The organism is Planctomycetia bacterium (assembly GCA_034440135.1).
Classification (GTDB): Bacteria; Planctomycetota; Planctomycetia; order Pirellulales; family JALHLM01; genus JALHLM01.
This window is the reverse complement of the sequence record JAWXBP010000371.1, coordinates 1-7938: the sequence shown is the minus strand read 5'-3', so window position 1 is coordinate 7938 and position 7938 is coordinate 1. Positions and strand designations below refer to the sequence as shown.

Here is a 7938-nt window from a genome sequence, read left to right as displayed (position 1 = left end):
CCTGCTGTGCCAATCACCTCGGATTGACCGATGTACATGTCGCCGGTAACATGCTGGATTCCCCGGATTCCGAACGGTCCGGTCGGGGGGCGGCCCTTCTGGGGCTGAAAACAGGCCGAAATTCTTACTGTGAACGCCGGACGCCCTCCCTTTGTCTATTGGGGTTGGGACCTTGCCGGTGTGCCAAGGAGTGTGTTTGTGTCGAGTGTTTTGGTGCAGGATTTGATCGAAGCTGGCGTGCACTTCGGCCACCGGGCCAGCCGCTGGAACCCCAAAATGCGGCCCTATATCTACGGGCGCCGCAACCTGATTCACATCATCGACGTCCGCGAGACCATCCGCGGCCTGATCCGCGCGAAGAAGTATCTCGCGCAAGTCGCCGCGTCGGGCAGCAACGTACTGTTCGTCGGCTCCAAGCGTCAGGCTTCGGAAGCGATCGAGCGGGAAGGCATTCGCTGTGGCATGCCGTACGTGAATGACCGCTGGCTCGGCGGCACGCTGACGAACTTCCGCACGATCCGCAGCCGTCTGACGCGTCTAGAAGAGCTGGAAAAGCTGATCAACGGCGAGGAATTTGCCGCGTACTCGAAGAAGGCCCAATCGGCCCTGAAGCGCGAGTACCGGAAGATGTACCGCAACCTGAACGGCATCCGCACCATGAGCCGGCTGCCGGAGTGTCTGGTGATCTTCGATCCGAAAAAGGAACGCAACGCCGTCCGCGAAGCTCAGAAAATGGGCATCACGACGATGGCCCTGATCGATACCGATTGCGATCCCGACCAGGTCGACCTGCCGATTCCGGGCAACGACGATAGCATCCGTTCCATTGAGTTGATTTCCAAGCAACTGGCCGACGCCATCATCGAAGGCCGGGGAACCGGCGGGCTGGGCCGCATGGAAACGACCGACAAGGATGCGCAGGTCTACGTCGGCTAACGTCCGAGCCGCTGCCAGGCCAATAACTTTCGGCCGCAGGCCGACGGCCCTGCCGGAAGATGTATTCAAGACGGAGCCCGATCGGGTATTCTCGGTCGAGTTTCCGGCTTGAAGCGGCGTCCAAGACGCGGCCGCCGCCTTCCGGCATCGATAGGCCGCAAAAAACTGCGCGACGATGCGCGATCGTTTTGGCAAATTCACGAACACAATCGCCAGCGAACAGATACGCAAGAACGGGAGAACTTGAACATGGCCGAAATCACCGCCGCTGCCGTGATGGCGCTCCGGGAAAAGACCGGGCTGCCGATGATGGAATGCAAGAAGGCTTTGACGGAGTCCGGCGGAGACCAAGACGCCGCCGTCGAGCAACTGCGTAAGCAAGGAATTAAGACCGCGGAGTCGCGTGTGGGGCGCGAAACCACGGAAGGTCGCATCGCCATTCACACGGACCTTGCCAAGAAGGTCGGCGCGATGGTCGAAGTGCTCTGTGAGAGCGCCCCAGTGGCCGGCGGTCCGGACCTCACCGACTTCGCGAACGCCTGCGCCAAGCAACTCGCGCTGGGCCCCGGCGCCAAGACAGCCGAGGAACTGCTCAAGCAGCCGTCGCCCAGCAAGTCTGAGATGACGCTCCAGCAGCAATTGGATGACATCATCAATCGTATCCGCGAAGCCATCAAGCTGGGCCGCGTGGTCCGCATCGACGGCACGTGTGGCGGTTATGTCCATCACAATGCCAAGGTGGCGGTGCTGTTGCAAGTTGAGGGCGGCACTGCCGAGCTCGCCAAGGACGTCAGCATGCACGTCGCGGCGATGCGCCCGTCGTCGGTTTCCAAGGAAGACTTGGACGCCACGCTGGTTGCCAAGGAGCGGGAGATTTTGCTCGAAGCCGCCCGCAAGGAAGGCAAGCCGGAGAACATCCTGGAAAAGATGGTCGAAGGCCGGATGAAGAATTTCTTCGCCGAGAAGGTGTTGATGGAACAACCGTTCGTGAAGGACGAAAAGCAGTCCGTTGGCGCCTACATCAAGGCCAGCGGCATGAAGCTCGTCCGGTTCGTGCATTGGGATTTGGCGAAGGGCTAGATTCGTAGCGTCTTCTGTAGCCGGCCACTGTGAGGCCGGTTGCCTGGGACGACGATGAGGATCTCGGACCGAGGTCACAGACCTCGGCTACAGCAGGCAGTCAGCGCGAGATGAGTACCCATGGCCGATGACGGATCAGGTCGCAGCGCGTCGCAGTATCGCCGCGTGGTGTTGAAGCTTTCCGGCGAGAGCTTCGTCCACGCGGGCGAGCGCGGCATCAGCATGACAGAAGTCCGGCACATCGCCGAACAGACGGTGCAGGCCGCGCAGTACGGCGCGGAAATCGCTATCGTGATCGGCGGCGGCAACATTCTGCGCGGTGCGCAGTTCACCGCCGGCAACACGGGGATCCAGGAAGCCACGGCCCATTACATGGGTATGCTGGCCACCGTGATCAACGGCCTGGCGTTGCAAGACGCACTGGAATCGCTCGGTGCGCAAACGCGATTGCTCACGGCGATCAAGATGGATGGCGTGGCGGAGCCCTATATTCGCCGCCGGGCGCGGCGTCACCTGGAAAAGGGACGCATCGTGATCCTCGCCGCCGGCACCGGAAGTCCGTTCGTGACGACCGACACGGCCGCCGCGCAAAGGGCGCTGGAATTGGAAGCGCAAGTGCTCTTGAAGGCCACGCGCGTCGATGGCGTATATAGCGACGATCCGGAGAAGAATCCGCATGCGGTGCTGTACAAAGAGTTGAACTATCACATGGTCCGCGAGCAAAACCTGCGCGTGATGGATCCCACGGCCATTACGCAATGCATGGAACACGACATGCCCATCCTGGTCTTTAATTACAAGAAAACCGGCAACATCGTCCGCGCTGTGCGCGGCGAAACCGTCGGCACGTTGATTTCCAGCGCCGTGCCAGCGAACGTGGGCTAGAAGGAAGTTGGAACTCGGAACGCTGAACTCGGAAATACATGAGTTCTAGAGCGATCGGTCATCAGCCTAGTTGAGATTTACGCCATGCCAGTCGACGATATTCTCCTGGACGTTGAAGAGCGGATGGAAAAGGCGGCCGACGTGCTGAAGCACGCCTTGTCCGGAATTCGCACCGGCCGCGCCAACCCGGGCCTGGTCGATTCGCTCCGCGTCGAAGTCTACGGTTCGCCGACGCCGATCAAGCAACTCGCGTCGGTCGGCGCGCCCGAGCCGACGCAGATCGTCATCCGGCCGTTCGATCCCGGCACGATCAAAGACATCGAAAAAGCGATCCTGGCCAGCGGGCTTGGCTTCACGCCGCAAAACGACGGGCGACTGATTCGCCTGAACATCCCGCCGTTGTCGACCGAGGTTCGCAAGAAGCTCGTCACGCGCATCAAGGAACTCACCGAGGAATCCAAGGTCGCCATTCGCAATGTCCGTCGCGACGGCAACAAGGCCGCCGAAGCGGAGCAAAAAGACAAAGTGATGAGCGAGGACGATTGCGATCGCACCAAGGAAGAAGTGCAGGAGCTGACGAAGAAGTTCGAGCAACGCGCTACCGATCTCGCCCGGGCCAAGGAAGCCGAGGTCATGGAGGATTAGCGCTTCGCAATGCCTAAATCATTGGGTTCCGTTTGACGGGTGCCTGGGGCAGGGGCAGTGAATTCGCCGTCACCATGGTCCAGCTCTCTGGGGCTTCATTAGATTTGTCAACAACACGACACGATGCCCCAGCTATTTCGACTTGGCTACATGTTTTGTTTGCCTCAGCCCCAGGCACCCACGTCGCACTCATAGCCCGAAGACTATCGTGTGATTTAGTACCGGGCCCGTGCTGCTGGCCTTGCCTCGACGATCCGGGGATCTCGACTTGACGCAATCCAGTGGCGCTTCTCAGTTGAACATCGGCCTGATCGGCGCGGGCATGATTGCGCGCGATCAACATTTCCCGGCTTGGAAGCGGATTCCTTTCACGCGCGTGCTAGCCGTGGCCGATGCATCCGCGGACGCTCTCGTGCATTTTGGCGAAGAGCAAGTTCCACTCCGCTTTACTGACTATCGTGAGTTGCTGTCCGACGAGCGAATCGACGTCGTCGATATCTGCGCTCCAAGCGGATTGCACGCCGAAGTGGCGATCGCGTCGCTGGAGGCCGGCAAGCATGTGCTCGTGGAAAAGCCGATGGCCACGAATCGCGCCGATGCTTTCGCGATGCTCACAGCCGCGCGTCGCACCGGCCGCAAGTTGATGGTTGCGCAACACCTGCGGTTCGGCCCGTCGATGTTGCAACTGCGACAATACCTCGAACGCCATCCGCTCGGCGATGTCTATTACGCCCGCGGGCAATGGCTGCGCCGCCGGCGGCTGCCCGCGCGACCGGGTTTCACCCGGCGACACTTGAGCGGCGGGGGAGCGATCTACGATCTCGGCATCCACATGTTCGACCTGACCTGGTGGATGATGGGCTGCCCTCGGCCCGTCTCCGTCACCGGAGGCATGTACGACCATCTCTCGCGACGCGCCGATTTGGGCAGCGAGTGGGGCCAATGGAACCACGAGGAAGTGGAAGTCGACGATTTCGCCGCCGGCATGGTCCGCTTCGAGAACGGCGCGTTACTCTCGCTGGAAGTCAGTTGGCTGGGCTTCCAAAAAGAGGCCGAATTCTGGCGGATGCACCTGTTCGGCAAGGAGCGCGGCCTGGCTTGGCCAGACGTGGTCATCAGCGGCGAAACCGACCGCATCCCCTGGGACGTGGAATTGGGCGAACCCGCCGGCGAGAAAGCGCATCATGAAGTGATCCGGCAATTCGCCCAGTCGGTATACGACGACGCCCCGGTGCCGGTTCCACCGGAACAATCGGCAACGGCGATCGCGGTGCTGGACGCCCTGGCGGAATCGCACCGCGCTGGCCGCGAACAAGTGATCGAAACTGTGCAATTTGGCTAGTTTCCAAAACGAGTGTTCCGACACAGTTTCGCGTCCGACCCGTTTTGACAACAACCGATTCGAGTCTTACAATTCGGGGCTTGCCAGCGACCGGTGAGCCGACGGCTTTTCTGGAGAAGGCAGCAAGAAGTGATCTGGGGCGGTAGCTCAGTTGGGAGAGCGCTGCGTTCGCAATGCAGAGGTCGAGGGTTCGACTCCCTTCCGCTCCACCTTCCAAGGCTCGTTGACAATGCTTGTCAACGGGCCTTTTTCATTGACGTAGCAAGACGTTACGTCGATGACGCTCGATTGGAACGCGAGACCGGCATCAACTGCCCTTTTGAAAAGATTTGCCACATCTTGCCTAGTCGAGTCAGTTTCTGGGGCACGTATTGGGGCATGTGCCAAATGACGCTCAAAAGCGCTGATCGAAACTCGTTGCGGTTCTCAGCGGACATTCCTGCTGTCGCTTGATCGTCCAGCCAGTTGTCAAACTTGACGGCGTCCAAGTCGATCAGTCGCGTGAAGCCGCATTCTTTGAGGTCGAGAGCCTCGTGAATCTGTGAGTTCGACTCTCACTCCGGTTACTTAACGAGGCTGCACGGTCCCATGGGATTCCTAGCTGCGTTTTGAAGGCAATCTCCGATTGCTCGTGAACCAATTGCCGTCTTGGTTGGTCTAGACGTGATTGCCGTGTCGAGCGCTGCATGGCGCATCGTCCGGTTGGACGTTAACTACTTTCGCGTAGCGATTGATGCAAATGTTGAATCGACGAACATTAGACGAATTCACATGGATACCCGATTGCAAGAAAATGAAGGCACATCCGTCGCCGCCTTGGTGGCGCCCGAAGACTTGCGTCGCGGTGATTTCGTCACCGTATTGAGCGAGATTGTTGAGTTGCCGTCGTTCCTCTGGTGCGAAATGCTGGCGACGGACCGGAGCGAGTTGGTGCGATTGCGCCGCCTCCCCACGGACGACCGCGCGCCGATGAAGGTTAAGGCGATCTGCCTGCCGTTCATTTTCGTCAAGCTGCCGAAAGGACAATTCCGGACGATCGACATACGCTTGACCAGTCTGGTGCGATTGGAAAAGAACTATGCCAGGACGGTCTGGAAGACGCTCAAGCCGCCGGCGACCAAGCGACGCACTACCTGCTAGCTGCCTCCTGAACGTTGCAGCGCGATGATTCCCGTGCGACGCCCTGTCACGCCAGTGAAGCAAACATTTGGGCTGCTGGTCCAACGGGACGACATCTGGCCTGCAACCAGAACATCGGGGTTCGACTCCCCGGCGGTCCAGTGAAATAGAAGGAAGACTCGTCCTCGGAGTGTGCCGGATTTCGCACGCGACTCTGCGAAGGTCGTAGACCAGGTTCGATTCCTGGCGAGGACAATCGAAATAATGACGCTGAAGCCAGTCGGCGAGGCGACCGCCTGCAGAGCGGTTCAGATGTGGGTTCGACTCCCACCGGCGTCTTGCACAAGTTCGACGGATTCGATCCTATTGGAGCTACGCACGTTGCGGCCAATTGGCGTTGTGGAACGGAGCAGAAGCGCATGGACAATCAAGAGCGACAGTTTTGGATTGATGAGCGCATCGAGTTGTATCAGCCATTCTTCGACAACGACTGGGCTGGTCGAACGATGCAGGCGAGCAGTCACACGCGATTCCGAGGTCCCGTTTTCGACCTAGTCCGCAATTGGCAGGCGGCGTCGCATGCTCATGCACTTCCCTGGATCATGGCGAAATGCCTCGAAACTACAAAGTCAAGCATACTCGAGGACGCGGTGCCAAGCTCCATTGCAACAATTGGTGCAATCCGGGGAGTGCTAGTCGAAAAACTTCGCTCAAAAGGTGAAAACGTGCGCCCAACGCTCGAAAGGCGGCTTCATTCATGTGTGACGGAAATTGACCAAGAGGCACAGCGCTCCTTGCAAAGCGCACGCGAATACACGCTCGCGACGACGCCTACTTTTTGGAGTGCATTTGTCGCCGAGCGGCCCTTTGCGGTCACGCTATGGAGCATTGAGCGAATGTGCTACGGATCCCTTTACTACACCTACGAGTGGTTCCTTACCGAATGTCTTCGCATCGCACTGCAGAAAAGCGATTACCGTGCCCGTGGACAGAAAGAAGTTGCAGCTGACATGAAGTCGGCCTTTGGCGGTGCAATTTGCGAGAGTTGTTGGAATTGTCACGAAGTGTCAATCGCGCGGTTAGTACGCCATGCGCTAGCTCACAATAGTGGTCGCGTTACCAAGGAGTTGCGAGGCTGCAAACACGGGTTTCGCGTCTCAAGCAATGAAATTCAGGTGATGGCTGAGCATAAGCACAGTCTATTCCAAACGCTCAAAGCAAAGATCGACGAGCTCTTGAGTTGCGCTGTGTTGCTCGAATCGTTTCAGAACTCTGAGCCAGATTCGAACTGAATCAGGTCATCCTGTGTCACGTTAGTGGTTTGTTGCAACCGGGCCAGCGGCGCGCGGCGGTCCTGATTGACGGATTTCCGCAAGCGCGTTCCGTGACTGGGTTATGACGAAGGTTGCGCGGACCACCATCACGTGGTTAGCTCAGACGGTAGAGCACCAGACTAAGCATCTGGCTGTGGCAGGTTCGACTCCTGCACCACCCCGCCGGGAAACCGGCACCCGCGAAGAGCGGTCCACTGTGGCCCGAGGGAGATGAAGGTTGGCGAGGTCGGCCGTTTCGGTGAAGGATGCGATTGGCATTGCGTCGATCGCGTGATTTTCCGAACGGCGCCCAGAAGGTAGTGCCCTGTAGCGCGCGGATGCCGCGCCGCCAGGGCTGATGCCGAGGCGAAGGAGAGCGACGCGTGGAAGTGGAACGCAAGTTCCACGGAGCGCGCCGCGCGATATCGAACACGCATCGGCCGACGGCGGCGCTGAAGCGCGCTCCGCACGAGTTCTGGGGATCTCGCTGATACTTCGTCTTCCGAGGGCTTTTTTTTGTGCCTCCTCACCAGAATCTGTGGGTGAATTCCGGCTCGGGTAGGCGTCCGAGGTTGTGATAGAGGGCGGTTTCAATGGCTTCGTAGGTGCGGAAGCCGT

7 protein-coding genes and 3 tRNA genes are annotated in these 7938 nt (G+C 59.2%); all 10 read left to right on the top strand.

Features of this window, described 5'->3' with window-relative positions; genetic code table 11:
• The first annotated feature begins 198 nt into the window (after positions 1 to 198).
• The 10 genes from rpsB to SGJ19_22045 all read left to right on the top strand — a co-directional run bounded on the left by rpsB (position 199) and on the right by SGJ19_22045 (position 7299).
• A complete protein-coding gene (gene rpsB, locus SGJ19_22090; protein MDZ4782946.1) occupies positions 199 to 936 on the top strand; it encodes a 30S ribosomal protein S2 in 738 nt (245 codons plus the stop codon).
• A gap of 249 nt (positions 937 to 1185) precedes the next feature.
• A complete protein-coding gene (gene tsf, locus SGJ19_22085) occupies positions 1186 to 2016 on the top strand; it encodes a translation elongation factor Ts (GenBank protein MDZ4782945.1) in 831 nt (276 codons plus the stop codon).
• A gap of 120 nt (positions 2017 to 2136) precedes the next feature.
• Entirely contained in the window at positions 2137 to 2901 is a 765-nt protein-coding gene (gene pyrH, locus SGJ19_22080; GenBank protein ID MDZ4782944.1) for a UMP kinase, read from the top strand.
• An 84-nt stretch (positions 2902 to 2985) separates the two neighbouring features.
• Positions 2986 to 3546: a ribosome recycling factor gene (gene frr / locus SGJ19_22075; GenBank protein MDZ4782943.1), complete on the top strand. Its 561-nt coding sequence runs from the start codon at positions 2986 to 2988 to the stop codon at positions 3544 to 3546.
• 268 nt (positions 3547 to 3814) lie between these two features.
• Entirely contained in the window at positions 3815 to 4888 is a 1074-nt protein-coding gene (locus SGJ19_22070; GenBank protein ID MDZ4782942.1) for a Gfo/Idh/MocA family oxidoreductase, read from the top strand.
• Positions 4889 to 5024: 136 nt separating this feature from the next.
• Positions 5025 to 5097: transfer RNA gene (locus tag SGJ19_22065), tRNA-Ala, on the top strand.
• Between the two features lie 562 nt (positions 5098 to 5659).
• Positions 5660 to 6028, top strand: a complete 369-nt coding sequence (locus SGJ19_22060) for a hypothetical protein (GenBank protein MDZ4782941.1) — start codon at positions 5660 to 5662, stop codon at positions 6026 to 6028.
• 69 nt (positions 6029 to 6097) lie between these two features.
• Positions 6098 to 6168, top strand: a tRNA-Ala gene (locus SGJ19_22055).
• Positions 6169 to 6273: 105 nt separating this feature from the next.
• Positions 6274 to 6346, top strand: a tRNA-Cys gene (locus SGJ19_22050).
• Positions 6347 to 6426: 80 nt separating this feature from the next.
• Positions 6427 to 7299: a hypothetical protein gene (locus SGJ19_22045; GenBank protein MDZ4782940.1), complete on the top strand. Its 873-nt coding sequence runs from the start codon at positions 6427 to 6429 to the stop codon at positions 7297 to 7299.
• The last annotated feature ends 639 nt before the right edge of the window (positions 7300 to 7938 follow it).

Excerpts from the sequence above, each read along its gene's own strand:
- SGJ19_22060 (MDZ4782941.1), top strand. The coding sequence starts at position 5,660 with ATGGATACCCGATTGCAAGAAAATGAAGGCACATCCGTCGCCGCCTTG.
- frr (MDZ4782943.1), top strand. The coding sequence starts at position 2,986 with ATGCCAGTCGACGATATTCTCCTGGACGTTGAAGAGCGGATGGAAAAG.
- tsf (MDZ4782945.1), top strand. The coding sequence starts at position 1,186 with ATGGCCGAAATCACCGCCGCTGCCGTGATGGCGCTCCGGGAAAAGACC.
- SGJ19_22045 (MDZ4782940.1), top strand. The coding sequence starts at position 6,427 with ATGGACAATCAAGAGCGACAGTTTTGGATTGATGAGCGCATCGAGTTG.
- pyrH (MDZ4782944.1), top strand. The coding sequence starts at position 2,137 with ATGGCCGATGACGGATCAGGTCGCAGCGCGTCGCAGTATCGCCGCGTG.